This is a genomic window from Ancylobacter sp. SL191 (assembly GCF_026625645.1).
In the GTDB taxonomy this organism is placed as follows: domain Bacteria; phylum Pseudomonadota; class Alphaproteobacteria; order Rhizobiales; family Xanthobacteraceae; genus Ancylobacter.
Window position 1 is genome coordinate 3,746,489 of sequence record NZ_CP113056.1, and the last position, 24,228, is coordinate 3,770,716.

A 24,228-nucleotide genomic window follows, 5' to 3' on the forward strand; every position below is an offset into this window, starting at 1 on the left:
GGCCGCGCGCCAGTTCACTTGCCGATACTTTCCGCATGAATCGGCGCGTTCTTCCTGGCGATTTCGAGCGGCTCTTCTGCCGAGACAGCGATGATTTGCAACTAGCGCCAGGATACAGGCGATAACCATGCCACGCCTATGGGGCGGTACTGGTTTAGGCCGACCGCATGTGCACTTCCTGCACGACCGTTGCACGGGGGACACGTTGCAGTGCAGCATGGGGCCCGGAACGGCCCCACGGGGTCAGATCTCCGGGATCAGGACTCCGGATCAGGACTCGGGCGCCTCGACGATGGGGTCATACTGAGTCGCGTCGAATCCCAGCACGCTCCAGCTTTGCTGCATGTGCGGGGGCAGCGGTGCCGAGACATCGATCAGCTTGTCGCCGCGCGGATGCGGGATGACGAGGCGGCGCGCCAGCAGGTGCAGGCGGTTCTGCAACCCGCCCGGCAGCGGCCAGTTCTCGATGTCGAAATATTTCGGATCGCCGACGATGGGATGACCGATATGCGCCGCATGGGCACGCAGCTGGTGGGTCCGGCCGGTCACCGGCTTCATCGACAGCCAGGCCATCTTCTGCGCCGCATGGTCGACGACGGCGTAATAGGAGATGGCGTGGCTCGCCTCGTCGTCGCCATGGCGGGCGACGCGCATGCGCTCGGCTGCCTCATCCTTGGCCAGATAGGTCGAGATGCGCCCCTGCGCCGGGCGCGGCACGCCGGGAACCAGTGCCCAATAGACCTTGCGGGCCGAACGGGAGCGGAAGGTTTTCGCCAGCGTCGAGGCCGACAGGCGGGTCTTGGCGACCAGCAGGATGCCGGACGTGTCCTTGTCGATGCGGTGCACAAGACGCGGCTTCTGCCCGTCATCGCCGCGCAGCGCCTCCAGCATGCCGTCGACATGGCGGTAGGTGCCGGAACCGCCCTGAACCGCCAGACCAAAGGGCTTGTTCAGCACGAGGACGTCGCGGTCCTCGTACAGCGTCATCTGGCGGAGCGCGACGGCGTCCTTGTCGTCCGAACTGGCGCGCCTGACGGCCGGCGCCGCGAGCGAAGCGGAGGACTCCGCCCGCTCGCCGTTGGCTTCCGCCCGCTCACCGGGGGCGGCCCGCTCGCGCAGGGGGGCCTTGCCTTCCTGCGCGTCCAGGAAATCGGCGGCGGAGAGCTTCGGCTTCTCGTCGAGCGGGGGGATACGGACGCTCTGCCCGGCGGACAGGCGGCTATTGGTCTTCACCCGGCCGCCATCGACGCGGATCTGCCCGCCGCGCAGCAGCTTCTGCAGATGCCCGAACGACAGGTCCGGGAAATGCGTCTTGAACCAGCGGTCGAGCCGCATTCCCTCTTCGTCGCGGTCGACGAGGCGTGTTTCTACGGCCATGTGGAAATTCTCCTTGCCCCAGCACATAGCCGAGACAAGGCCCGCCGTCACGCGAGAGCGCGCATGATGGCCAGACCGCCGAACACCGCGACAAGGGAAAGGGCGACCGAACCGCCGACATAGAGCGCCGCCAGCCCCATCTCGCCGCGCTCCATCAGCAGCGCGGTGTCGAGCGAGAAGGAGGAGAAGGTGGTGAAGCCGCCGAGCATCCCCGTGATGATGAAGACGCGCGCGTGATAGCTCCACGCCCACTCGGCGCGGAAGGTGAGCCAGCCGGCGACGAGACCGATCGCGAAGGAACCGACGATGTTGATCGCCATGGTGCCAATGGGGAAATGCATCCCGAAAAGGCGCATCGCGAGCATGTTGACGGCGTTGCGCAGCACGCCGCCGATGCCTGCCCCGATGAAGATCATCACCATGCTGTTCATGCCGGCCTACTCTCGCTCCTGTCCGCGACCTGTTTCTCAGCGACTTTGGCGCTCGGCGCGCAGCCGGGCCCAATAGTCCAGCCTCTTCTTCACCTCGCGCTCGAAGCCGCGTTCATTCGGCTGGTACAGCTCGGGCCGGCGTTCGCCCGCCAGCTCGTCGGGGAAGAACTCCTGCCCGGCATACGCATCCGGATAATCGTGATCGTAGCGATAGCCGGCGTGGTAGCCGAGATCCTTCATCAGCTTTGTCGGTGCGTTCAGGATAGATTTCGGCGGCGCGAGCGACCCGGTCTTTTGCGCCAACGACATGGCGGCGTTGAAGGCGGCATAGGCGGCGTTCGATTTGGGAGCGGTCGCCACATAGGCGATGGCCTGGGCGAGGAACAGCCGCCCCTCCGGCCAGCCGACGCGGTCAAAGGCGGTCCAGGCGGCGACCACCATGGGCATGGCCTGCGGATCGGCCATGCCGACATCCTCGGACGCGGCGCAGCACAGGCGGCGGAACACCGTGCCGGGATCCTCGCCGCCAACGATCATGCGCGCGGCCCAGTACATGGCGGCGTTCACATCCGAGCCGCGCAGGCTCTTATGGAAGCAGCTCAGCAGATTGTAGTGCTCGTCCTGCCCCTTGTCGTAGATCGGCGCACGCTTCTGCACCGTCTCGGACAGGGCGGCGACATCGAGGTCCGCGCCATCGGCCAGCGCCAGCAATTCCTCGACCAGCCCGAGCAGATAGCGCCCGTCGCCATCGGCCATGCCGGCGAGCGCGGTGCGGGCATCCGGCTGGAGCGGCAACCGCCGCCCCTCGATCGCCTCGGCGCGCTGGAGCAGGCGCTCGATGGCGTCGGGGTCGAGCGATTTGAACACCAGCACGCGGGCGCGCGACAGCAGCGCCGCGTTCAGCTCGAAGGACGGGTTTTCCGTGGTGGCACCGATCAACGTGATCGTGCCGTCTTCCATCACGGGCAGGAAACTGTCCTGCTGGGCGCGGTTGAAGCGGTGGATTTCGTCGACGAAGAGCAGCGTCCCCTGCCCCACGGCACGCCGGCCGCGCGCGGCCTCGAACACCTTCTTCAGCTCGGCGACGCCGGTGAAGATGGCGGAGATCTGCTCGAAATGCAGGTCGGTCTGCCGGGCGATCAACCGGGCGACGGTGGTCTTGCCGGTGCCGGGCGGCCCCCAGAAGATCAGCGAGCCGAAGGAGCGCCCGCCGGCGAGACGGGTGAGCAGGCCGTCGGGGCCGGTGAGGTGCTCCTGGCCGACGACCTCGGCGAGGTTCTGCGGGCGCAGCCGGTCCGCGAGGGGACGGGGCACCGAGGAGTCCAGACCGCCGGCCCCAAAGAGATCGCTCAACGCCGTCAACCCGGCAGCATGGCGGTGAGCGTGCGCCCGCCGCGCTGGAGCGTGATACGCCACACCCGCGCCGGCTGGCCGGTGACGCGCACCAGATCGGCCGTTCGGGTGATCTTCACGCCGTTCACCTCAAGAATCACATCGCCCGCGCGCAGATTGGTCATCTCAGCCGGCGAGCCGTCGACGATGGCCAGCACGACGACGCCGCTTTCCGCCTCGACGGTGCGCAGCTCCTCGGCGACGGCGGGAGAGAGGTTCACCACCGTGGCGCCGCCAAGCGGCGAGCGGTTGGTCACCGTCACTTCTTCGCGCGGCGTGCTTTCGGGCGCCGGCAGGAGCGGGATATGCAAGGTCGCGGTCTTGCCCTGGCGGACAACCGACACCTCGACGCTGCCGCCGAGCGGGCGGGTGGCGAAGCGGTAGCCGAAGGCATCGGGGTCGTCGACCTCCTGACCGGCGACGCCGACGATGAGATCGCCAACCCGCAGGCCGCCCTTCTCCGCCGGGCTGCCCGGTCGCACGGTCTGCACCAGCGAGCCGACGGGGCGGGCGAGATCGAGGCTGTCGGCGATGTCCTGATTGACCGATTGCAGCGTCGCGCCGAGCCATGGGCGACGCACCGACGTGCCCCCGCTCAGCGCCGATTGCAGCACGACGCGCACCATGTCGGCGGGAATGGCGAAGCCGATGCCCTGCGAACCGCCGGAGCGCGAGAAGATCGCGGTGTTGATGCCGACCACGCGGCCCGCGCCATCCACCAGAGCGCCGCCGGAATTGCCGGGATTGATCGCCGCGTCGGTCTGGATGAAGAACTGGTAGTCGGTGATGCCGACCTGCGTGCGGGCGAGCGCCGAGACGATGCCCTGCGTCACCGTCTGGCCGACACCGAACGGGTTGCCGATGGCGAGCACGATGTCGCCGACCAGCAGATCATCCGACGAGCCCAGCACCACGGAGGGGAAAGCCCCCTTCCCGCCCTTGAGCTTCAGCACGGCGAGATCCGTGCGCGGGTCGCGCAGCAGGATCTCCGCGTCGAATTCGCGCTTGTCGGCCAGCGCCACGCGGACCTCGTCGGCCCCCTCGATGACGTGGTTATTGGTGACGACGAGGCCCGAGGGATCGACGATCACGCCCGAGCCCAGCGCCCGCTGGATCCGCTCGCTCGGACCGCCAAAGCCCGGCCCGTCCGGTGCGCCGAAGAAGCGGCGGAAGAACGGGTCTTCCAGCAGCGAGGCGCCGCGCCGGGTCTGGACGGCGCGCATGGCGTAGACATTGACGATGGCCGGCGCGGTCTTCGCCACTACGGGGGCGAAGCTCAGCCCGATCTCGGCGCGCGAGGCCGGCACGCGCGGCTCCGCCGGCAGGGGCTGCACCGGCATCGGCATGGGCGGCGCGGCCTGCCCGGCGGCGGGCGGCCCCGCCGGCACCTGCGCGTGGGTCGGCCCGAGGCTGGCCGCGAGAAACAAGCTGGCGAGAAGGAGGGAGCGGGTGCGCATCATGACCGCAGATATAGCCCTCCCGGCGCGGCGGAAAAAGGGTAGGCACGTTTCCTCGCCGCGCAAAAGAAAAGGGCGGCCGAAGCCGCCCCGATCGTGTCGCTGGAAAAAGCCGGGCTCAGGCCGCGGCGTTTTCCGCCTTGGCCGCCTCGTGGCGGGCGAGGTCGGCGGCGCCCTTGGCGCTCTCGTCGCGGTCGACCAGCTCGATCACGGCGACGGGGGCCGAATCACCGTGGCGGTAGCCCGCCTTGATGATGCGGGTGTAGCCGCCATTGCGCTCCTTGTAGCGCGGGCCGATGACGTCGAAGAGCTTGCGCACGACGGCGACGTCGCGAACTTCCGCGATCGCCTGACGGCGGGCATGGAGGCCGCCGCGCTTGCCGAGGGTGATCAGCTTCTCCACCACCGGGCGAAGATCCTTCGCCTTGGGCAGGGTGGTGACGATCTGCTCATGGGTGAGGAGCGCCTGGGCCATATTGGCAAACATGGCCTTGCGGTGCTCTGCGGTCCGGTTGAACCGGCGATAGGCTTTGCCGTGGTTCATGGCGAGTATCCTGTCGTACGGCGGCTTTCGAGCCGAAGGGTGAAGGTGACGGCTCGAACGCCGCGTAAAAGACGAAGTAGACGTGGCTCAGTAGTGATCTTCGAACCGCTTGGCGAGATCCTCGATGTTCTCCGGCGGCCAGCCCGGCACTTCCATGCCGAGATGCAGGCCCATGCTGGCGAGCACTTCCTTGATCTCGTTCAGCGACTTGCGGCCGAAGTTCGGGGTACGGAGCATCTCCGCCTCGGTCTTCTGGATCAGGTCGCCGATATAGACGATGTTGTCGTTCTTCAGGCAGTTCGCGGAGCGGACGGAGAGTTCGAGCTCGTCCACCTTCTTCAGCAGCGCCGGGTTGAAGGGCAGCTCCTGCATCGCGGGGCTCTCGGCCTCGCGCTTGGGCTCCTCGAAGTTCACGAAGATCTCAAGCTGGTCCTGCAGGATGCGGGCGGCATAAGCCAGCGCGTCCTCGGGAGCGACCGAGCCGTTGGTCTCGATCGACAGGGTCAGCTTGTCATAGTCGAGGATCTGGCCCTCACGGGTGTTCTCGACCTTGTAGGAGACCTTCTTCACCGGCGAGTAGAGGCTATCGACCGGGATGAGACCGATCGGCGCGTCCTCGGGACGGTTGCGGTCGGCGGCAACATAGCCCTTGCCGGTATCGACCGTGAACTCCATGCGGATCTCGGCGCCGTCGTCCAGCGTGCAGAGAACCAGCTCGGGGTTCAGCACCTGCACGTCGCCGACGGTCTGGATGTCACCGGCGGTGACGACACCCGGACCCTGCTTCTTCACCACCATGCGCTTGGGACCATCGCCCGCCATCTTGATGGCGATGTCCTTGATGTTGAGCACGATGTCGGTCACGTCCTCGCGCACGCCGGGGATCGACGAGAACTCGTGGAGTACGCCGTCAATATGGACGGAGGTGACCGCGGCGCCCTGCAGCGAGGACAGCAGGATACGGCGCAGCGCATTGCCGAGCGTCAGGCCGAAGCCACGCTCCAGCGGCTCGGCGACCACGGTCGCAAGGCGTTTCGGATCGCTGCCGACCAAAACTTCGAGCTTCTCGGGCTTGATCAGCTCTTGCCAGTTCTTTTGAATCACGACGTCACCCTTGCTTTCGACAGCGCCTCGGGAACCTGTCCCGCCGACACCATCCCCGGCCAACACCGGGAGGGAATGCCAAACGCAGCGGCTGTTGCGGCGCGGAACGCGCCGCCGCAGTTAAACGGCGTCAGACGCGCCGACGCTTGCGCGGACGGCAACCATTGTGCGGGATCGGGGTCACGTCGCGGATCGACGTCACGGTGAACCCGGCGGCCTGGAAGGCACGCAGAGCCGACTCGCGACCCGAACCGGGGCCCGACACCTCGACCTCGATGGTGCGCATGCCATGCTCGGCAGCCTTGCGGGCGCAATCTTCGGCGGCAACCTGCGCCGCATACGGCGTGGACTTGCGCGAACCCTTGAAGCCCATGGCACCGGCCGAGGACCACGAAATCGTGTTGCCCTGAGCGTCGGTGATGGTGATCATGGTGTTGTTGAACGACGCGTTCACATGCGCGACGCCGGAGGCGATGTTCTTGCGCTCGCGGCGCTTAACGCGGGTAGCTTCTTTGGCCATGGACCTCGGATCCTTCAGGCGCGCCCGTTATTCCAGGCGCTCGGGACAATGTACAAACGGAACGACCGGCGCGCGGGCGCGCCGGCACGAAAAGGCGGGCCGAAGCCCGCCCGATCACTTCTTCTTGCCGGCGATCGCCTTGGCCGGACCCTTGCGGGTGCGGGCATTGGTGTGCGTGCGCTGACCGCGGACCGGAAGGCCACGACGGTGACGCAGGCCACGGTAGCAGCCGAGATCCATCAGGCGCTTGATGTTCATCGACACTTCACGGCGCAGATCGCCCTCGACGATGTAGTCGCGGTCGATAGCTTCGCGGATCTGCAGCACTTCCTGGTCGGAGAGCTGGTTCACGCGACGGTCGAGCGCGATGCCCACCTTCTCGACGATCTCGGCCGCGAACTTCGGGCCGATGCCGTGAATGTACTGAAGCGCGATGATCACGCGCTTGTTGGTCGGAATGTTTACGCCTGCAATACGAGCCACGACGGCTTCTCCATGTGAATCCGGCAAGCCGGAAGATGACCCCGCGTCCGGTGGAGCCCGGCCCCTGCGGAGATACGCACGAGGCCGCGCGACATCACTGGATGATGTCGATGCGCGGCACCCGATTAAGTGAAGCGCGGCTCATAGGGCGATTCACGCACCCTGTCAAGCCACACTGATGATCTAGACGGTTTCGAGCAGCCCGGCGATGGCCTCGGACACCTCGTCGATCGGCTTCATGCCATCGACCGCCGTGAGCAGGCCGCGCTCCGCATAATAGGGAGCGACGACCGCCGTATCGCGGTTGAAGGCGGCAAGCCGGGTCTTGAAGATCTCCGGGTCGTCATCCTTGCGGACCGGCTCCCCGCGGGCGGCGGTCTCGCGCGCCCGCTGCAGGATGCGGTCGACCAGCTTGTCCTGGTCGACCTTGAACTCGATCACCGCGTCGAGCTTGAGGCCCTTGTCGGCGAGGATGCCGTCGAGCGCTTCAGCCTGCGCGACGGTCCGCGGAAAGCCATCGAGGATGAACCCGTTGGCGCAGTCCGCCTGATCGATGCGGTCGGAGATGATGCCGATGACAATGTCATCGGACACCAGCTTGCCGGCATCCATCACCGCCTTGGCCTTGAGGCCGATCGGCGTGCCGTCCCGAACCGCCTCGCGCAGCATGTCACCCGTGGACAGCTGCACGATGCCATAGCGTGCCACCAGGCGCTGCGCCTGGGTGCCCTTGCCGGCACCCGGCGGTCCGAGCAGTATCAACCTCATCGACGCTTCCCCTTGAGCTTGGCCTTCTTGACCAGACCCTCATATTGATGCGCCAGCAGGTGCCCCTGAACCTGTGCCACGGTATCCATGGTCACGCTCACCACGATGAGCAGGGAGGTGCCGCCGAAGTAGAAGGGCACCGCTGCGTACGAGATGAGAATCTCGGGGAACAAGCAGACGATCGCAAGGTAAGCCGCACCGATGACGGTGATGCGAGTCAGCACATAGTCGATGTACTCGGCGGTACGCTCGCCCGGACGGATGCCGGGGATGAAGCCGCCATGCTTCTTCAGATTGTCCGCCGTCTCCGCCGGATTGAACACGATCGCCGTGTAGAAGAAGCAGAAGAACACGATCAGCAGCACATAGAGCAGCATGAACAGCGGCTGGCCGTGGCCAATGAGCGTGGTCACCGTGGTCAGCCAGCCGGGCCCCTGCCCCTGCATGAAGCTCGCGACCGTGGTCGGGATGAGCAGCAGCGAGGAGGCGAAGATCGGCGGGATGACGCCCGAAGTGTTCAGCTTCAGCGGCAGGTGCGAGGACTGGCCCTCATACACCTTATTGCCGACCTGGCGCTTCGGGTACTGGATCAGCAGCCGGCGCTGGGCCCGCTCCATGAACACGATGAACATGATGACCGCGGCGGCCATCAGGATCACCGCCAGCACGAGGCCGGTCGAGATCGCGCCCTGGCGGCCCAGTTCCAGCGTGTTGGCGATCGCCGAGGGCAACTCCGCCACGATGCCGGCGAAGATGATCAGCGAGATGCCGTTGCCGATGCCGCGCGAGGTGATCTGCTCGCCCAGCCACATCAGGAACATCGTGCCACCCGTGAGGGTGATGACGGTCGAGATGCGGAAGAACCAGCCGGGATCCGCCACGACCGCGCCCGAGCCTTCAAGGCCGACGGCGATGCCGTAGGACTGGAACACGGCGAGCACCACGGTGAGGTAGCGCGTGTACTGGTTGATGGTCTTGCGGCCCGCCTCGCCTTCCTTCTTCAGCGCTTCCAGCGTCGGGGAGACGGTGGTGAGGAGCTGAATGATGATGGAGGCCGAGATGTACGGCATGATGTTCAGGGCGAAGATCGCCATGCGCGAGACCGCGCCGCCCGAGAACATGTTGAAGAGGCCGATGATGCCCTGCTGCGCCGTCTTGAAGACGTCCGCGAGCGCGTCGGGATTGATCCCGGGCATCGGAATATAGGTGCCCAGCCGATACACGAGAAGCGCACCCAGTGTGAACCAGATGCGCTTCTTGAGTTCGTCGGCTTTCGCCAGAGCACCGAAATTGAGGTTTGCCGCGAGCTGTTCTGCTGCCGAGGCCATGGGGCTTCGCTCCCTCGACTGTGCCCTGAAAAGATCGGTAGGCCTGACTTAAGCGTCAGGCCGCCGTTTCGCCAGCCTCGGCCTTGGACGCGAGAAGCGTCACCTTGCCGCCGGCCTTCTCGATCGCCTCGACCGCCGACTTGGTGGCGTGCGCCACCTCGAGCGTGACCTTGGCCGTCAGCTCGCCGGAACCGAGAACGCGCACGCCCGCCTTGACGCGGCGCAGAACGCCCGCCTCGACCAGCGCCGCCTGGGTGATCGTCGCCTTGGCGTCGAGCTTGCCAGCATCGAGCGCGGTCTGGATACGGCCGAGGGTGACCTCGTTCCAATCCAGCGCGAAGATGTTGTGGAAGCCGCGCTTGGGCAGGCGACGATGGATCGGCATCTGGCCGCCCTCGAAGCCCTTGATGGCGACGCCGGTGCGCGAGGTCTGACCCTTCACGCCACGACCGCCGGTCTTGCCCTTGCCGGAGCCGATGCCGCGACCGACGCGCATCCGCTTCTTGCGCGAGCCGGCATTGTCCTTGATGTCGTTCAGGTTGCTCATCGCCCTGTCTCCTTCGACGCCGTCACGCTTCGACGACGCGGACGAGGTGGCGAACCTTGAAGATCATGCCACGCACCGCCGGGGTGTCTTCGAGCGTCGAACGACGCCCGAGCTTGTTGAGGCCGAGGCCGATGAGGGTCGCCCGCTGCGCGCCGGGGCGGCGGATCGGGCTGCCGGTCTGTTCGACCGTGACCGTATTGGTGGTCTTCGCCATGATAAGCTCCACTACCTTTCAGGGCGTCAGTCGGTCGCTTCGGCGTCGTCGACACGACGGCGCGACTGAAGCTGCGACACCTTGAGGCTACGGCGGGCAGCCACCAGACGCGGGCTGTCCTGGTTCTTCAGCGCATCGAAGGTCGCCCGAACCATGTTGTACGGGTTGGACGAGCCGAACGACTTCGCCACCACGTCCTGCATGCCGAGCGTCTCGAAGACGGCGCGCATCGGGCCGCCCGCGATGATGCCCGTACCGGCCGGAGCCGCACGCAGGATCACCTTGCCGGCGCCGTGATGCCCATGCACGTCGTGGTGCAGCGTCCGGCCCTCGCGCAGCGGCACGCGGATCAGCGCGCGCTTGGCGGCTTCCGTGGCCTTGCGGATGGCTTCCGGCACTTCACGGGCCTTACCGTGGCCGAAGCCGACGCGACCCTTCTGGTCGCCAACCACAACCAGGGCGGCGAAGCCGAAGCGACGGCCACCCTTCACAACCTTCGCGACACGGTTGATGTGGACCAGCTTGTCCACGAACGTGTTGTCGCGATCCTCGCGTTCACGCTCACGTTCACGAGCCATGATCTTATCCTCGTCGTTCTGCGGGGGATCCCGCTCGTGATCTCAGAAGTTGAGGCCGCCCTCGCGGGCGGCATCGGCGAGCGCCTTGACACGGCCGTGATAGATGAAAGCGCCGCGGTCAAACACGACGTCCTTCACTCCGGCCGCAATGGCGCGTTCCGCCACGAGCTTGCCGATCGCCTGAGCCGCCGCGACGTCCGCGCCGGTCTTCAGGCTGTCCCGCAGATCCTTCTCGAGCGAAGACGCGGCGGCGAGAGTGACGCCGCGCGCATCGTCGATGATCTGCGCATAGATGTGCTTCGACGAACGATGCACCGAAAGGCGCGGCCGCCCGTTCGCCGTCGCGCGGATCGCACGACGGACACGCGCCTTGCGGCGCTCGGTAGCGTCCTTGAACTGAGCCATGGTTCGATTCCGTTACTTCTTCTTGCCTTCCTTGCGGAAGATGAACTCGCCAGCGTACTTGACGCCCTTGCCCTTGTACGGCTCGGGGCCACGATAATCGCGGATCTCGGCGGCAACCTGACCAACCTGCTGGCGGTCAATGCCGGAAATCACGATCTCGGTCGGCTTCGGCGTGACGATCTGGATCCCTTCCGGGATCGGATAGTTCACGTCGTGGCTGAAACCGAGGGCCAGGCTGAGCGACTTGCCCTGCACCGCGGCGCGATAACCGACGCCGGTGATCTCGAGCTTCTTCTCGAAGCCCTTGGTCACGCCTTCGACGGCATTGGCGACGAGCGTGCGGGACAGACCCCACATCGCCTTGTGCCGGTTGGTCTCGCCACGCAGCGCGAACAGGAGCGCGCCCGCCTCAAGCTTCACGTCGATCTCGTCGACGACGTTGACCTGAAGGGCGCCCTTGGGGCCCTTCACCTTGACGGTCTGACCTTCCACGGTGGCGGTGACGCCGGCCGGGACGGTGATGGGGGCTTTGCCGATCTTGGACATGTGCTCTCTCTGCCTCCCCGATCAGAAGACCGTGAAGAGGACTTCGCCGCCCACGTTCTTATCGCGGGCTTCGTGGTCCGCCATCACGCCCTGCGGCGTGGAGACGACAGCGACGCCGAGACCGTTGGCGACGCGGGGAAGGGTCTTCACCGACGAATAGACGCGGCGGCCCGGCTTGGAGACGCGCGAAATCTCGCGGATCACCGGCTCGCCGTCATAGTACTTCAGCTCGATCTGGAACTCGGTGCGGCCATTGACCGGCTCAGACGCGGAATAGCCGCGGATGAAGCCTTCAGAGGCCAGCACGTCGAGAACGCGGGCGCGCAGGACGGAACCGGGCGTGAGCACGGTTTCCTTGCGGCGCATCTGAGCGTTGCGGATGCGGGTGATGAGATCACCGATCGGATCAGTCGTGGACATGGTCAGGCCCTCCTCACCAGCTCGACTTCACGAGACCGGGGATCTGCCCCTGCGAGCCAAGCTCACGAAGGGCGATGCGGCTCATCTTCAGCTTACGGTAGTAAGCACGCGGACGGCCCGTCACCTCGCAACGATTGCGGATGCGAACCTTCGCCGAATTGCGCGGGAGTTCCGCGAGCTTGAGGACCGCCGCGAAGCGCTCCTCAATCGGCAGTTCCTTGTTGCTCACCAGGGCCTTGAGACGCGAACGCTTGCCGGCGTAGCTCTTGGCGAGCTTCCGGCGATGTTCGTTCTTTTCGACCGAGCTCTTCTTGGCCATAAATTTGCTCCTAGTCTCCGCGTTTGAGGCCGTAGCCCCACTGCCGGAAGGGGATGCTTACTGACGGAACGGGAAGTTGAAGGCCTTCAGAAGCGCGCGCGCTTCGTCGTCCGTCTTCGCCGTCGTGCAGACGATGATGTCCATGCCCCACATCTGATCAACCTTATCGTAGTTGATCTCCGGGAACACGATATGCTCCTTGATGCCGAGGGCAAAGTTGCCACGGCCGTCAAAGCTCTTGGGGTTCAGGCCGCGGAAGTCACGCACGCGGGGAAGAGCGATGTTCACGAGCCGATCAACGAACTCGTACATACGCGTCTTGCGCAGGGTGACCTTCGCGCCGACCGGCTGGTTCTCGCGCAGCTTGAAGTTCGAGATCGCCTGACGGGCGCGGGTCACGACCGGCTTCTGGCCGGCGATGAGCGCGAGGTCGCCGGCGGCGGTCTGCACCTTCTTGGTATCGGCGGTCGCTTCGCCAACGCCCATGTTGATGACGATCTTCTCGATGACCGGCACTTCCATGACGTTCTTGTAGCCGAACTGCTCGACCATCTGCTTGCGGATGCTTTCCTCGTAGAAAGCCTTCATCCGCGGGGTGTAGTTGGTCTCAGCCATCGATCTTCTCCCCCGAGCGCTTGGCGACGCGCACCTTAGTGCCATCAGCCTGCACAAGGAAACCGACGCGGGTCGGCTTGCCATCCTTCGGATCGGCAATCGCGATGTTCGACAGGTCGATGGGAGCCTCCTTGGAGATGATCCCGCCTTCCTGGTTCTGCGTCTGCCGCTGGTGACGCTTCACCAGGTTGATACCGCGCACCTTGGCGGTACCTTCCTTCGGAAGCACCTCGAACACCTCGCCCGAGCGACCCTTGTCGCGACCGGAGAGTACGACGACCTTGTCGCCCTTCTTGATCTTGGCAGCCATCACAGCACCTCCGGTGCCAGCGAGATGATCTTCATGTGGTTCTTCGCGCGAAGTTCGCGCGGAACCGGCCCGAAGATACGCGTGCCGACCGGCTCTTTGTTGTTGTTGATCAGGACGGCCGCATTGCGGTCGAACCGGATCACGGTGCCATCGACGCGACGGATGTCCTTGGCCGTGCGAACCACGACCGCCTTCATCACGTCGCCCTTCTTAACACGGCCGCGCGGAATAGCTTCCTTCACCGACACCACAATGATGTCGCCGACATGGGCATACTTACGCTTCGAGCCGCCAAGCACCTTGATGCACATGACGCGACGCGCACCGGAATTGTCCGCGACGTCGAGATTGGTCTGCATCTGGATCATGACGCACCTATTTCTCGCAAAAACCGCGCGCAGCCGTTACCGGCGCGCGCCCCTCAATCCCGTTTCCGGGCGCTCAGACTTCAGCCCGCTTCTCGCCCTGGACCACGATCCAGTTCTTGAGCTTGGACAAGGGGCGGTGCTCCTCGATCCAGACGGTGTCGCCTTCCTTCCACACATTGCCCTCATCATGGGCATGGTACTTCTTGGAACGGCGGACGGTCTTCTTCAGCAGCGGATGGGTGAAACGGCGCTCGACCCGGACCACGACGGTCTTGTCCTGCTTGTCGCTCACCACGACGCCCTGCAGCAAACGCTTCGGCATCGCTATCTCCTCACTTCGCCTTGGCCGCGGACGCGGCCTTCTGCGCCTGGGTGGTCTTGACCCGCGCAATATCGCGACGGACCTGACGCACCCGCGCCGTGTTCTCGAGCTGACCGGTCGCCTTCTGGAAGCGCAGGTTGAACTGCTCCTTCTTCAGCTTGAGCAGCTCGTCCGAGAGCTCGTCCGCGGTCTTCGTCCGAATGTCGGAAGCCTTCGTCATCATTCCCTCCGTCACTCGGCGATGCGTTCGACGAAGCGCGTCTTGATCGGCAGCTTCGCGGCGGCAAGAGTGAGAGCCTCACGCGCGATATCCTGGCTCACGCCATCGATCTCGAACATGATGCGGCCGGGCTTGACCTTGGCGGCCCAATATTCGGGAGCGCCCTTGCCCTTACCCATGCGGACTTCGGTCGGCTTCTTCGACACCGGCACGTCCGGGAAGACGCGGATCCACACGCGACCGGCACGCTTCATGTGACGGGTCAGCGCGCGACGCGCGGCTTCGATCTGGCGCGCGGTAACGCGCTCCGGCTCAACGGCCTTCAGCCCGAACTGGCCAAAGTTGAGGTCAGTTCCGCCCTTCGCAGCACCGTTGATACGGCCTTTGAACTGCTTGCGGAACTTTGTGCGCTTCGGTTGCAGCATGTCGCGCCTCTTATTCCTTCTGTCTCAATTCACGCCGCGTCGCGACGCGAGGAGCGACCACCCGACGATTCACCTTCCGCGGCGCGCTTGTCCTGCGCCATCGGATCGTGCTCGAGGATCTCGCCCTTGAAGATCCAGACCTTGACACCGCAGGTGCCGTAGGTCGTGAAGGCGGTGGCCGTACCGTAATCCACGTCCGCGCGCAAGGTGTGAAGTGGCACGCGCCCTTCACGATACCATTCAAGGCGCGCAATCTCAGCGCCACCAAGGCGTCCCGCGCAGTTGATGCGGATGCCTTCGGCGCCCAGACGCATCGCCGACTGGACGGCGCGCTTCATGGCGCGACGGAAAGCCACGCGACGCTCGAGCTGCTGGGCGATTGATTCGGCCACCAGGCGCGCGTCGATTTCCGGCTTCCGGATCTCGACGATGTTGATGAAGACCTCCGAGTTGGTCATCTCGGCGACCTTCTTGCGGAGCTTGTCGATGTCCGCACCCTTCTTGCCGATCACCACGCCCGGACGCGCCGAGTGGATGGTGACGCGGCACTTCTTGTGCGGGCGCTCGATCACGATCTTGGAGACGGCAGCCTGCTTGAGCAGCTTCTGCAGCATCTCGCGGATCTTGATGTCTTCATGCAGCAGCTGGCCGTACTCGCCCTTGCTGGCGAACCAGCGGGAGTCCCAGGTGCGGTTGATGCCGAGCCGCAGCCCGACGGGATTAACTTTCTGACCCATCAGGCCTTCTCCTCGACTTCACGGACCACGATCGTGATATGCGAGAACGGCTTCTCGATCCGGCTGGCGCGACCGCGAGCCCGCGCCGCGAAGCGCTTCATGACGAGACCCTTGCCGACATGCGCCTCGGCGACGATGAGATCGTCGACGTCCAGCTCATGATTGTTCTCGGCATTGGCGATAGCCGATTCCAGGCACTTCTTCACGTCGCCAGCGATCCGCTTGCGGGAGAACTGCAGATCGGCCAGAGCCGTCGCGACCTTCTTCCCGCGGATCAGGCCCGCGACGAGGTTGAGCTTCTGGGGGCTCACGCGGAGATTGCGTGCAACCGCCTTGGCTTCCGTATCCGCGAGCGTGCGCGGACGAGCTGCCTTACCCATGACCCTACCTCTACTTGCGCTTGGCTTTCTTGTCCGCCGCGTGCCCGTAATAGGTACGGGTCGGGGCGAACTCGCCGAACTTGTGGCCTACCATGTCCTCGGACACCGAGACCGGCACATGCTTGTTGCCGTTGTAAACGCCAAAGGTGACGCCAACGAACTGCGGCAGGATCGTGGAGCGACGGCTCCAGATCTTGACCACGTCGTGACGACCCGACGAGCGCGCGGCTTCCGCCTTCTTGAGGAGGTAGCCGTCGACGAACGGACCTTTCCAGACCGATCGAGACATAATTCAGTTCCCCTCGCTCACTTCTTGCGGGCGTGCCGGCTGGACACGATGAACTTGCCGGTCGACTTGTTCTTCCGGGTCTTCTTACCCTTGGTGGGGAAGCCCCACGGGGTGACCGGATGACGTCCGCCCGAGGTACGGCCTTCGCCGCCGCCGTGCGGGTGATCGACCGGGTTCATGGTGACGCCGCGGTTATGCGGGCGACGGCCCAGCCAGCGCTTGCGGCCGGCCTTGCCGAGGTTGGTGTTCATGTGGTCGGGGTTCGAGACCGCGCCCACCGTGCCGCAGCACTCGCCGTGCACCAGACGCTGCTCGCCCGAGTTGAGACGGACGATCACGTAGCCCTGGTCGCGGCCGACGATCTGAGCGTAGGAGCCGGCGGAACGGGCGATCTGCCCACCCTTGCCGATCTTCAGCTCGATGTTGTGCACAATCGTGCCGACCGGCAGGTTGCCGAGCGGCGCGGTATTGCCGGGCTTCACGTCGACGTTCTTCGACGCGATCACCTGATCGCCGACAGCGAGACGCTGCGGGGCCAGGATGTAGCTGAGCTCGCCATCCTCATACTTGATGAGGGCGATGAAGGCGGTGCGGTTCGGATCGTACTCGATCCGCTCGACGACCGCCGGCACATCGCGCTTGGCGCGCTTGAAGTCGACGAGGCGGTAGGCCTGCTTGTGGCCGCCGCCGCGGAAACGGACGGTGATCCGGCCGAGATTGTTGCGGCCGCCGGACTCGTTCTTGCCCTCGGTCAGCGTCTTGACCGGCTTGCCCTTGTACAGGGCCGAGCGGTCGACGATGACGAGCTGGCGAAGGCTCGGCGTTACCGGCTTGAAGGTTTTGAGCGCCATGTCTCTGATCCTTGATCCCGGCTCACAGACCCGTCGTGATGTCGATGGTGTGACCCTCGGCGAGGGTAACAACCGCCTTCTTCACGTCGGACTGCACGCCCTTGCGGCCCTTGAAGAACTTCGTCTTCCCCTTGCGGACCAGCGTGTTGACGCTCTCGACCTTCACGTCGAAGAGCTTCTCGACCGCCTCCTTGATCTGCGGCTTGGTAGCCGTCAGAGCAACCTTGAAGACGACCTTGTTGTGCTCGGACGCCGCCGTGGCCTTCTCGGTGATGACCGGGGACACGATCACGTCGTAGTGGCGCGGATCGAGACTCATTTGAAGCGCGCCTCCAGAGCGTCGACAGCCGCCTTCGTCAGAACCAGGGTCTGGCGACGCAGGATGTCGTAGACGTTGATGCCCTGGACGGGCAGCACGTCAAGGTGACCGATATTGCGCGAGGCGAGGCCGAAATTGGCATCCACCTCGGCGCCCGAAATCACGAGGGCGTTCGACAGGCCGAGACCCGCCAGGCGCTCCTTGAGCAGCTTGGTCTTGGGCTCGGCCAGCGTGGCGTCATCGAGGACGACGATCCGCTGTTCCTTCGCCTTGGTGGAGAGCGCATGCTTAAGAGCAAGCGCGCGCACCTTCTTGGGCAGGTCGCTGGCATGGCTGCGCTGGACCGGACCGAACGCCCGGCCGCCGCCACGGAACTGCGGAGCGGAAGCCGCACCGTGGCGAGCGCCGCCGGTGCCCTTCTGCTTGTACATCTTCCGCTTGGTGCGGTTGATGTCCGCGCGCGACAGGGTCTGGTGCGTGCCGGCCTGACGGCGGGCGAGCTGCCACACCACCATGCGGTGCAGGATGTCCTGGCGCGGCTCGAGACCAAAGATCTCGTCCGACAGGGTCACGGAGCCGGCTTCGGCGCCGTCGAGGGTTTTGACCGCGAGTTCGACCATCACACGTTCTCCTCGGCCGCAACTTCGGCCGCCGGAGCCGCCTCGGCCTCGGAGCCCGGAAGACGGAACTTGCCCGGCTTCGGCGCTTCGGCCGGCAGCTTCTTCTTCACCGCGTCGGCCACCAGGATCCAGCCGCCCTTGTTACCGGGGACTGCACCCTCGACCGCGATCAGCCCGCGCTCAACGTCGGTCAGAACGACCTTGAGGTTCTGCGTGGTCACGGTGTCGACGCCCATGTGGCCGGGCATCTTCTTGTTCTTGAAGGTCTTGCCGGGATCCTGACGACCACCGGTAGAACCGATCGAACGGTGCGAGATCGACACACCGTGCGTGGCGCGCAGACCGCCGAAGTTGTGACGCTTCATACCACCGGCGAAACCCTTACCGATGGAGGTGCCGGTCACGTCGACGAACTGACCGACCACGAAGTGATCGACGGTCAGCTCGGCACCGACGGGGATGAGATCACCCTCTTCGACGCGGAACTCCGCGAGCTTGCGCTTCGGCTCAACCTTCGCAACTGCGAAGTGGCCGCGCATGGCGCGGGTGGTGTTCTGAGGCTTCGCCTTGCCGACACCGAGCTGGACGGCGGTGTAGCCGTTCTTCTCGAGCGTACGGTGAGCAACCACCTGGCAATTATCGACTTTCAGCACAGTGACCGGAACATGTTCACCCGCATCATTGAAGATGCGAGTCATGCCGACCTTCTGGGCGATGACGCCTGACCGCATGGCCGTGTCCCCTCGCCTTCTCTCAGAGCTTGATCTCGACGTCGACACCCGCAGCGAGGTCGAGCTTCATCAGCGCGTCCACGGTCTGGGGGGTCGGGTCGACGATGTCCAGCAGACGCTTATGCGTCCGCATTTCGAACTGTTCACGGGACTTCTTGTCCACGTGAGGCGAACGATTGACGGTGAATTTCTCAATCCGCGTCGGCAGCGGAATGGGGCCGCGGACCTGGGCGCCCGTGCGCTTCGCCGTCGAGACGATTTCGCGCGTCGAAGCGTCGAGTATGCGGTGGTCGAACGCCTTGAGGCGGATCCGAATGTTCTGGCCGTTCATTGACTTCAGGCTCCCAGAGGGCTCGTCAATAGGGCTCTATTACGAGCACCACGAAAAAAGGGCGCGAGCATCCCGCGCCCTTCGGGATTGGTTAGATCACTCGATGATGGCGGCGACGACGCCGGCGCCGACGGTGCGGCCGCCTTCGCGGATGGCGAAGCGCAGCTTCTCTTCCATCGCGATCGGAACGATCAGCGCCACGTCAACCGAGATGTTGTCGCCCGGCATCACCATTTCCGTGCCTTCCGGCAGCGTCACGATGCCCGTCACGTCCGTCGTGCGGAAGTAGAACTGCGGACGGTAGTTGGTGAAGAACGGCGTGTGGCGGCCGCCCTCTTCCTTCGTCAGGATGTACGCCTCGGCCTTGAACTTCGTGTGCGGCTTCACCGAACCCGGCTTGCACACGACCTGACCGCGCTCAACATCCTCACGCTTGGTGCCGCGCACCAGAATGCCGACATTGTCGCCCGCCTGGCCCTGGTCGAGCAGCTTGCGGAACATCTCGACGCCGGTCACCGTCGTCTTGATGGTCGGGCGGATGCCGACGATCTCGACTTCCTCGCCGACCTTGATGATGCCGCGCTCCACGCGACCGGTCACCACCGTGCCGCGGCCCGAGATCGAGAACACGTCTTCGATCGGCATCAGGAACGGCTGGTCAACCGGACGCTCCGGCTGCGGGATGTAGCTGTCGACCGCTTCCATCAGCTTCAGAACCGCGTCGCGGCCGAGCTTCGGGTCGCCATTCTCCAGCGCCACCAGCGCCGAGCCACGGATGATCGGGATGTCGTCGCCCGGGAAGTCGTACTTCGACAGAAGCTCGCGAACCTCGAGCTCGACCAGCTCCAGAAGCTCCTCGTCGTCGACCATGTCGCACTTGTTCAGGAACACCACCAGGGCCGGAACGCCGACCTGACGGGCCAGAAGGATGTGCTCGCGGGTCTGCGGCATCGGGCCGTCCGCCGCCGACACCACCAGGATCGCGCCGTCCATCTGCGCCGCGCCGGTGATCATGTTCTTCACATAGTCGGCGTGGCCGGGGCAGTCGACGTGAGCGTAGTGGCGGTTCGCCGTCTCGTACTCAACGTGAGCCGTCGAGATCGTGATGCCGCGCGCCTTCTCTTCCGGCGCCTTGTCGATCTGGTCATACGCCGTGAACGTCGCGCCGCCCGACTCCGCAAGAACCTTCGTGATCGCCGCCGTCAGCGACGTCTTGCCATGGTCAACATGGCCAATCGTGCCAATGTTGCAGTGAGGCTTCGAACGGTTGAACTTCTCTTTGGCCACGGTGCTCTCCGTCGGTCAGTATTCGAATGGGATGCGAATTCGCTGGAAGGGTCAGGCCGACGCTCACGCGTACTTGGCCTGAACCTCCTGCGCGACGTTCGACGGCACCTGCTCGTAGTGGTCGAACTGCATGGTGAAAGTCGCGCGGCCCTGGCTGAAGGAACGCAGCGTGTTGACGTAGCCGAACATGTTGGCCAGCGGGACCATCGCGTTCACGACGTTCGCATTGCCACGCATGTCCTGGCCCTGGATCTGGCCACGGCGAGAGTTGAGATCGCCGATCACCGAGCCGGTGTAATCCTCGGGGGTGACGACCTCGACCTTCATGATCGGCTCGAGGAGCACCGCGCCGCCCTTCTGAAGGGCTTCACGGAACGCCGCACGCGAGGCGATTTCGAAGGCGAGGGCCGACGAGTCGACTTCGTGATAGGCGCCGTCAACCAGCTCGACCTTGACGTCGACAACCGGGAAGCCGGCAAGCACGCCCGAACCGAGCACACTCTCCAGACCCTTGTTGACGCCGGGGATGTATTCCTTCGGCACCGCGCCGCCGATGATCTTGCTCTCGAAGGCGAAGCCCTTGCCGACTTCGTTCGGCTCGACCACGAACTTCACGCGAGCGAACTGGCCCGTACCGCCGGTCTGCTTCTTGTGGGTGTAGTCGACTTCGGTGCGCTTGGTGATCGTCTCGCGATAGGCGACCTGCGGGGCGCCGATGTTGGCGTCGACCTTGTAGGTGCGCTTCAGGATGTCGACCTTGATGTCGAGATGCAGTTCGCCCATGCCCTTGAGGATGGTCTGGCCGCTTTCGAAATCAGTCGACACGCGGAAGGACGGATCCTCCGCCGCGAGCTTCGCCAGAGCGAGGCCCAGCTTCTCCTGGTCGGCCTTGGACTTCGGCTCGATCGCGATCTCGATGACGGGTTCGGGGAACTCCATCTTCTCGAGGATCACGGGCTTCGCCGGGTCGCAGAGCGTGTCACCGGTGCGAACTTCCTTGAGGCCAGCCAGGGCGACGATGTCGCCGGCATAGGCTTCCTTGATGTCTTCACGGTTGTTCGCATGCATGAGAAGCATGCGGCCGACGCGCTCCTTCTTGTCGCGGGTCGAGTTCAGCAGACCCATGCCGGTCTCGAGCTTGCCAGAATAGACGCGGCAGAAGGTGATCGTGCCGACGAAGGGGTCGTCCATGATCTTGAACGCGAGGACCGACAGCGGATCGGAGTCGCTCGGGTTGCGAACGGTCTCTTCCTCGGTGTCGAAGTCGATGCCCTTGATCGCGCCACGGTCGATCGGGCTCGGCAGGAAGTCGCAGACGGCGTCGAGCAGGGGCTGAACGCCCTTGTTCTTGAAGGCCGAGCCGCAGAACACCGGGTTGAACACGCGGCCGATGACGGCCTTGCGGATCAGGCCCTTGAGGGTCGCCTCGTCCGGCTCAACGCCATCGAGGTAAGCCGAGAGCACGTCGTCGTCGAGTTCGACAGCCGCTTCGAGCAGCTTGCCGCGATATTCGACGGCCTGGTCGAGCAGCTCGGCCGGGATCTCTTCGTCGTGATACTTCGCGCCGAGCTCTTCATTGTCCCACACGACCGCCTTCATGCGGACGAGGTCAATGATGCCCTTGAAGTTGTTCTCGGAGCCGATCGGCAGCTGGCAGCACACCGGCTTGCCGTCCACGCGGTCGATGATCATCTCGACGCAGCGGAAGAAGTCAGCGCCGGTCTTGTCCATCTTGTTGACGAACACGATGCGCGGAACGTTGTACTTGTCGGCCTGACGCCACACGGTCTCGGTCTGCGGCTCGACGCCCTGGTTGCCGTCGAGAACGCACACGGCACCGTCGAGCACGCGCAGCGAACGCTCGACTTCAATGGTGAAGTCGACGTGGCCGGGCGTGTCGATGATGTTGAGGCGCTTGCCGTGCCAGAAAGCGGTCGTCGCGGCCGACGTGATCGTGATGCCGCGCTCCTGCTCCTGGGTCATCCAGTCCATGGTGGCGGCGCCATCATGGACTTCGCCGATCTTGTGGCTCTTGCCGGTGTAATAGAGGATCCGTTCGGTCGTGGTGGTCTTGCCGGCATCAATGTGGGCCATGATGCCGAAGTTACGGTAGTCTTCGATAGCGTGAATGCGCGACATATCAGATCCTCGTCCCGGCTCTCGTCATCACCAGCGGTAGTGAGAGAAGGCGCGGTTCGCCTCCGCCATGCGGTGGGTGTCTTCCCGTTTCTTCACGGCCGTGCCGCGATTGTTCGAGGCGTCCAGCAGCTCGCCGGACAGACGCTCGACCATGGTCTTCTCGTTGCGGGCACGCGCCGCAATGATCAGCCAACGGATCGCCAGCGCCTGACGACGCTCCGGGCGCACTTCGACGGGCACCTGGTAGGTGGCACCGCCGACGCGGCGCGAACGCACCTCGATGGCCGGGCTGACATTGTCCAGAGCCTGGGTGAACACACCCAGCGGCTCGGACTTGGCGCGGTTCTCGACCAGATCGAGAGCACCATAGACGATCGCCTCGGCGACCGACTTCTTGCCGTCATACATGACGGCGTTCATGAAGCGGCTGAGAACCTCGGAACCGAACTTCGGATCCGGGGTGACCTCACGGCGCTCTGCACGATGACGACGGGACATCGCTCAAATCCTCACTTCGGCCGCTTCGCGCCGTACTTCGACCGGCGCTGCTTGCGGTTCTTGACGCCCTGCGTATCGAGCACGCCGCGCAGGATGTGATAGCGCACGCCGGGAAGATCCTTGACGCGGCCGCCGCGGATCATCACCACGGAGTGCTCCTGCAGGTTGTGCCCCTCACCGGGGATGTAACCGATGACTTCGTAGCCATTGGTCAGACGTACCTTGGCGACCTTACGAAGGGCCGAGTTCGGCTTCTTCGGGGTCGTCGTGTAGACGCGGGTGCAAACGCCGCGCTTCTGCGGGCTGGCCTGCAGCGCCGGAACCTTGTTCCGGGCCTTCTGGGCTTCCCGCGGCTTGCGGATCAGCTGGTTGATCGTCGGCACTTCTCTCGCCTTCGTCTCGCTGCGCCGGAACAGGAGTGTTCCGCGCTACCCAATTCCGCGGCTACAACCGCAATTTCGCTCTCGACGGATCGGAACAGTCCGCACGGTCCATTGCTGCGAACGAAACAAGCGCCGTCGGCCATAGTCATGGCCGAGGGCGCTGAACGTTCAGAGGATCACGGGACAGCAAGCTGTCAGTCGCGATCATGCGCCGGTATTGATCGTGCATGCGTCCCGGCAGCGTCTTGGAATTCTGTGTCCAGACAGGGTGTCCGAACGCGGTAACTCCAACCGCCTGCCGTGAAAGTAGGCGCCTTCTACGCGCCGACTCGGTTGCCGTCAAGCCCGAAAGCAAGCATTGGCCGGGGTTCGGGGCCGATCCGGCGCCGCTTCAGGGCTTTGTGACACTTCAGTGTAGCGAAAATCAGGCGCTTAGCCTCAGTGGTCGCGGTCGTAAGGTCAGTTCTGCGTGGAACGCAGAGATGAGTCGATCGAATCGCGAATCTGCATCAACCCGTCCCGCATCGCGGCGAGTTGCTCCGGCGGGCATGCCGCCGCGCGCAGCAGGGTGGCTGGCATGGCTTCAGCCCGCATCTGGAGAGCCCTCCCCGCCTCGGTGAGCGCAATGATGACCTGGCGCTCGCTTGCCGGATTGCGCCGGCGTGTGACGAGCCCCTGGGATTCGAGTCGCTTCAGCAGCGGGGTGAGCGTGCTCGATTCGAGCTGCAGCCGCGCGGCAAGGCTCCCGACGCTCTGCTCCCCATCCTCCCAGAGCAGGAGCATGGCGAGGTATTGCGGATAGGTCAGGCCGAGCCGGTCCAGCACCGGACGGTAGGCGCGCGTCACCGCGTGCAGCGCCGAATAGAGCGCGAAGCAGAATTGCGCGTCGAGGGTCGGCAGGTCGTCCATCGCCATGGCCGTGGCTCCTTGATTGCCCCTGCGCGTTCTATATCGTGTGCGATTTAGTGGT

Annotated in this window: 36 protein-coding genes; all 36 read right to left on the reverse strand. The window is 64.8% G+C overall.

Translation table 11 applies throughout. The features are described 5' to 3' along the window. Nucleotides 1-270: 270 nt before the first annotated feature. Entirely contained in the window at nucleotides 271-1,377 is a 1,107-nt protein-coding gene (locus OU996_RS17120; protein WP_267582812.1) for an RluA family pseudouridine synthase, read from the reverse strand. Between the two features lie 47 nt (nucleotides 1,378-1,424). Continuing rightward, the gene (gene crcB, locus OU996_RS17125) at nucleotides 1,425-1,808 is read right to left on the reverse strand and encodes a fluoride efflux transporter CrcB (RefSeq protein WP_267582813.1); all 384 of its coding nucleotides are present in this window, start codon (nucleotides 1,806-1,808) and stop codon (nucleotides 1,425-1,427) included. 36 nt (nucleotides 1,809-1,844) lie between these two features. After that, nucleotides 1,845-3,161 carry a replication-associated recombination protein A gene (locus OU996_RS17130; protein ID WP_267582814.1) on the reverse strand — a complete coding sequence of 439 codons (1,317 nt, stop codon included), beginning with the start codon at nucleotides 3,159-3,161 and terminating at the stop codon, nucleotides 1,845-1,847. A gap of 5 nt (nucleotides 3,162-3,166) precedes the next feature. Further along, nucleotides 3,167-4,660 (reverse strand): DegQ family serine endoprotease, encoded by a 1,494-nt coding sequence (locus OU996_RS17135; protein ID WP_420712645.1) that lies wholly within the window; start codon nucleotides 4,658-4,660, stop codon nucleotides 3,167-3,169. A 115-nt stretch (nucleotides 4,661-4,775) separates the two neighbouring features. Beyond that, nucleotides 4,776-5,201, reverse strand: a complete 426-nt coding sequence (rplQ, locus tag OU996_RS17140; protein ID WP_267582815.1) for a 50S ribosomal protein L17 — start codon at nucleotides 5,199-5,201, stop codon at nucleotides 4,776-4,778. Nucleotides 5,202-5,288: 87 nt separating this feature from the next. Continuing rightward, nucleotides 5,289-6,305, reverse strand: coding sequence for a DNA-directed RNA polymerase subunit alpha (locus OU996_RS17145; RefSeq protein WP_267582816.1), 1,017 nt, complete (start codon nucleotides 6,303-6,305; stop codon nucleotides 5,289-5,291). Between the two features lie 130 nt (nucleotides 6,306-6,435). After that, nucleotides 6,436-6,825 carry a 30S ribosomal protein S11 gene (gene rpsK / locus OU996_RS17150; protein ID WP_267582817.1) on the reverse strand — a complete coding sequence of 130 codons (390 nt, stop codon included), beginning with the start codon at nucleotides 6,823-6,825 and terminating at the stop codon, nucleotides 6,436-6,438. Between the two features lie 114 nt (nucleotides 6,826-6,939). Further along, nucleotides 6,940-7,308, reverse strand: a complete 369-nt coding sequence (rpsM, locus tag OU996_RS17155; RefSeq protein ID WP_267582818.1) for a 30S ribosomal protein S13 — start codon at nucleotides 7,306-7,308, stop codon at nucleotides 6,940-6,942. A 183-nt stretch (nucleotides 7,309-7,491) separates the two neighbouring features. After that, nucleotides 7,492-8,076: an adenylate kinase gene (locus tag OU996_RS17160; RefSeq protein WP_267582819.1), complete on the reverse strand. Its 585-nt coding sequence runs from the start codon at nucleotides 8,074-8,076 to the stop codon at nucleotides 7,492-7,494. Continuing rightward, nucleotides 8,073-9,404 (reverse strand): preprotein translocase subunit SecY, encoded by a 1,332-nt coding sequence (gene secY / locus OU996_RS17165; protein ID WP_267582820.1) that lies wholly within the window; start codon nucleotides 9,402-9,404, stop codon nucleotides 8,073-8,075. Before secY ends, OU996_RS17160 begins: the two co-directional genes overlap by 4 nt. 55 nt (nucleotides 9,405-9,459) lie before the next feature. Then, nucleotides 9,460-9,951, reverse strand: a complete 492-nt coding sequence (gene rplO, locus OU996_RS17170; protein ID WP_267582821.1) for a 50S ribosomal protein L15 — start codon at nucleotides 9,949-9,951, stop codon at nucleotides 9,460-9,462. A gap of 22 nt (nucleotides 9,952-9,973) precedes the next feature. After that, a complete protein-coding gene (gene rpmD, locus OU996_RS17175) occupies nucleotides 9,974-10,165 on the reverse strand; it encodes a 50S ribosomal protein L30 (protein ID WP_267582822.1) in 192 nt (63 codons plus the stop codon). Between the two features lie 26 nt (nucleotides 10,166-10,191). Beyond that, entirely contained in the window at nucleotides 10,192-10,743 is a 552-nt protein-coding gene (rpsE, locus tag OU996_RS17180; protein ID WP_152301896.1) for a 30S ribosomal protein S5, read from the reverse strand. A 42-nt stretch (nucleotides 10,744-10,785) separates the two neighbouring features. Further along, nucleotides 10,786-11,148, reverse strand: coding sequence for a 50S ribosomal protein L18 (gene rplR, locus OU996_RS17185; protein WP_267582823.1), 363 nt, complete (start codon nucleotides 11,146-11,148; stop codon nucleotides 10,786-10,788). Between the two features lie 12 nt (nucleotides 11,149-11,160). Beyond that, a complete protein-coding gene (gene rplF / locus OU996_RS17190; RefSeq protein ID WP_267582824.1) occupies nucleotides 11,161-11,694 on the reverse strand; it encodes a 50S ribosomal protein L6 in 534 nt (177 codons plus the stop codon). A gap of 21 nt (nucleotides 11,695-11,715) precedes the next feature. Further along, a complete protein-coding gene (gene rpsH / locus OU996_RS17195; protein ID WP_267582825.1) occupies nucleotides 11,716-12,114 on the reverse strand; it encodes a 30S ribosomal protein S8 in 399 nt (132 codons plus the stop codon). A gap of 13 nt (nucleotides 12,115-12,127) precedes the next feature. Then, a complete protein-coding gene (gene rpsN / locus OU996_RS17200; RefSeq protein WP_267582826.1) occupies nucleotides 12,128-12,433 on the reverse strand; it encodes a 30S ribosomal protein S14 in 306 nt (101 codons plus the stop codon). Between the two features lie 57 nt (nucleotides 12,434-12,490). Further along, complete coding sequence (gene rplE, locus OU996_RS17205; protein WP_267582827.1) at nucleotides 12,491-13,048, reverse strand: 50S ribosomal protein L5; 558 nt, start codon at nucleotides 13,046-13,048, stop codon at nucleotides 12,491-12,493. Further along, nucleotides 13,041-13,358, reverse strand: coding sequence for a 50S ribosomal protein L24 (gene rplX / locus OU996_RS17210; protein ID WP_267582828.1), 318 nt, complete (start codon nucleotides 13,356-13,358; stop codon nucleotides 13,041-13,043). Before rplX ends, rplE begins: the two co-directional genes overlap by 8 nt. After that, on the reverse strand, nucleotides 13,358-13,726 hold the full coding sequence (gene rplN / locus OU996_RS17215) for a 50S ribosomal protein L14 (protein ID WP_163073307.1): 369 nt from the start codon (nucleotides 13,724-13,726) through the stop codon (nucleotides 13,358-13,360). The genes rplX and rplN overlap by 1 nt, the downstream gene beginning before the upstream one ends. A 73-nt stretch (nucleotides 13,727-13,799) precedes the next feature. Further along, nucleotides 13,800-14,048, reverse strand: coding sequence for a 30S ribosomal protein S17 (gene rpsQ / locus OU996_RS17220; protein ID WP_013166271.1), 249 nt, complete (start codon nucleotides 14,046-14,048; stop codon nucleotides 13,800-13,802). 10 nt (nucleotides 14,049-14,058) lie between these two features. Further along, the gene (gene rpmC / locus OU996_RS17225; RefSeq protein ID WP_267582829.1) at nucleotides 14,059-14,268 is read right to left on the reverse strand and encodes a 50S ribosomal protein L29; all 210 of its coding nucleotides are present in this window, start codon (nucleotides 14,266-14,268) and stop codon (nucleotides 14,059-14,061) included. An 11-nt stretch (nucleotides 14,269-14,279) separates the two neighbouring features. Further along, entirely contained in the window at nucleotides 14,280-14,693 is a 414-nt protein-coding gene (gene rplP / locus OU996_RS17230) for a 50S ribosomal protein L16 (protein WP_267582830.1), read from the reverse strand. Nucleotides 14,694-14,722: 29 nt separating this feature from the next. After that, complete coding sequence (gene rpsC, locus OU996_RS17235; protein ID WP_267582831.1) at nucleotides 14,723-15,430, reverse strand: 30S ribosomal protein S3; 708 nt, start codon at nucleotides 15,428-15,430, stop codon at nucleotides 14,723-14,725. After that, entirely contained in the window at nucleotides 15,430-15,810 is a 381-nt protein-coding gene (rplV, locus tag OU996_RS17240) for a 50S ribosomal protein L22 (RefSeq protein WP_018390605.1), read from the reverse strand. The genes rpsC and rplV overlap by 1 nt, the downstream gene beginning before the upstream one ends. Nucleotides 15,811-15,820: 10 nt before the next feature. Beyond that, the gene (rpsS, locus tag OU996_RS17245; protein ID WP_267582832.1) at nucleotides 15,821-16,099 is read right to left on the reverse strand and encodes a 30S ribosomal protein S19; all 279 of its coding nucleotides are present in this window, start codon (nucleotides 16,097-16,099) and stop codon (nucleotides 15,821-15,823) included. Between the two features lie 17 nt (nucleotides 16,100-16,116). After that, a complete protein-coding gene (rplB, locus tag OU996_RS17250) occupies nucleotides 16,117-16,950 on the reverse strand; it encodes a 50S ribosomal protein L2 (RefSeq protein ID WP_267582833.1) in 834 nt (277 codons plus the stop codon). Between the two features lie 22 nt (nucleotides 16,951-16,972). Further along, nucleotides 16,973-17,269, reverse strand: coding sequence for a 50S ribosomal protein L23 (locus OU996_RS17255; RefSeq protein ID WP_213356472.1), 297 nt, complete (start codon nucleotides 17,267-17,269; stop codon nucleotides 16,973-16,975). After that, nucleotides 17,266-17,889, reverse strand: a complete 624-nt coding sequence (gene rplD, locus OU996_RS17260; RefSeq protein ID WP_267582834.1) for a 50S ribosomal protein L4 — start codon at nucleotides 17,887-17,889, stop codon at nucleotides 17,266-17,268. Before rplD ends, OU996_RS17255 begins: the two co-directional genes overlap by 4 nt. Continuing rightward, complete coding sequence (gene rplC, locus OU996_RS17265; RefSeq protein ID WP_267582835.1) at nucleotides 17,889-18,620, reverse strand: 50S ribosomal protein L3; 732 nt, start codon at nucleotides 18,618-18,620, stop codon at nucleotides 17,889-17,891. The genes rplD and rplC overlap by 1 nt, the downstream gene beginning before the upstream one ends. 22 nt (nucleotides 18,621-18,642) lie before the next feature. Continuing rightward, nucleotides 18,643-18,951, reverse strand: a complete 309-nt coding sequence (gene rpsJ, locus OU996_RS17270) for a 30S ribosomal protein S10 (RefSeq protein ID WP_013166261.1) — start codon at nucleotides 18,949-18,951, stop codon at nucleotides 18,643-18,645. Between the two features lie 96 nt (nucleotides 18,952-19,047). Beyond that, entirely contained in the window at nucleotides 19,048-20,238 is a 1,191-nt protein-coding gene (gene tuf, locus OU996_RS17275; RefSeq protein WP_267582836.1) for an elongation factor Tu, read from the reverse strand. Between the two features lie 63 nt (nucleotides 20,239-20,301). Continuing rightward, complete coding sequence (gene fusA, locus OU996_RS17280; protein ID WP_267582837.1) at nucleotides 20,302-22,377, reverse strand: elongation factor G; 2,076 nt, start codon at nucleotides 22,375-22,377, stop codon at nucleotides 20,302-20,304. 27 nt (nucleotides 22,378-22,404) lie between these two features. Then, nucleotides 22,405-22,875, reverse strand: coding sequence for a 30S ribosomal protein S7 (gene rpsG / locus OU996_RS17285; protein WP_213753715.1), 471 nt, complete (start codon nucleotides 22,873-22,875; stop codon nucleotides 22,405-22,407). A gap of 11 nt (nucleotides 22,876-22,886) precedes the next feature. Beyond that, nucleotides 22,887-23,258 (reverse strand): 30S ribosomal protein S12, encoded by a 372-nt coding sequence (gene rpsL, locus OU996_RS17290; protein ID WP_018390597.1) that lies wholly within the window; start codon nucleotides 23,256-23,258, stop codon nucleotides 22,887-22,889. 459 nt (nucleotides 23,259-23,717) lie between these two features. Next, nucleotides 23,718-24,173, reverse strand: a complete 456-nt coding sequence (locus tag OU996_RS17295; protein ID WP_267582838.1) for a MarR family winged helix-turn-helix transcriptional regulator — start codon at nucleotides 24,171-24,173, stop codon at nucleotides 23,718-23,720. Nucleotides 24,174-24,228 lie beyond the last annotated feature (55 nt).